Below are 745 nucleotides of genomic sequence, written 5' to 3'. Positions count from 1 at the left end.
ACTTGATGATCTTCGCCACCACGCCGGCGCCGACGGTGCGGCCGCCTTCGCGGATCGCGAAGCGCAGGCCTTCGTCCATCGCCACCGGGTTGATCAGCGTGACCACCATCTTCACGTTGTCGCCCGGCATCACCATCTCGGTGCCTTCCGGCAGCTGGCAGGCGCCGGTGATGTCGGTGGTGCGGAAGTAGAACTGCGGGCGGTAGCCCTTGAAGAACGGGGTGTGACGGCCGCCTTCGTCCTTCGACAGCACGTACACCTCGGCCTCGAACTCGGTGTGCGGGGTGATCGAACCCGGCTTGCACAGCACCTGGCCGCGCTCCACGTCGTCACGCTTGGTGCCGCGCAGCAGCAGGCCCGCGTTGTCGCCCGCCTGGCCCTGGTCCAGCAGCTTGCGGAACATTTCCACGCCGGTCACCGTGGTCTTCTGGGTCGGGCGGATACCGACAATCTCGATTTCCTCGCCCACCTTGATCACGCCGCGCTCGATGCGGCCGGTCACCACGGTGCCGCGACCCGAGATCGAGAACACGTCTTCCACCGGCATCAGGAACGGCTTGTCGATGTCGCGCTGCGGCTCCGGGATCCAGCTGTCCAGCGCATCCACCAGCTTGATGATCGACGGCACGCCGATCTCGCTCTGGTCGCCTTCCAGCGCCAGGCGGGCCGAACCCGCGATGATCGGGGTGTCGTCGCCCGGGAAGTCGTACTTGGAGAGCAGCTCGCGCACTTCCATCTCGACCAG

General features: G+C 66.4%; 1 protein-coding gene. It reads right to left on the bottom strand.

The features are described 5' to 3' along the window. The coding region (locus E5S66_RS13505) for an elongation factor Tu (RefSeq protein WP_138350056.1) at positions 1-745 on the bottom strand (745 nt) is incomplete at both ends.

The sequence above is a fragment of the Thermomonas fusca genome (genome assembly GCF_005862345.1).
In the GTDB taxonomy this organism is placed as follows: domain Bacteria; phylum Pseudomonadota; class Gammaproteobacteria; order Xanthomonadales; family Xanthomonadaceae; genus Thermomonas; species Thermomonas fusca.
The sequence above is the reverse complement of the archived record's forward strand: the minus strand, read 5'-3'. Positions and strand labels throughout refer to the sequence as shown.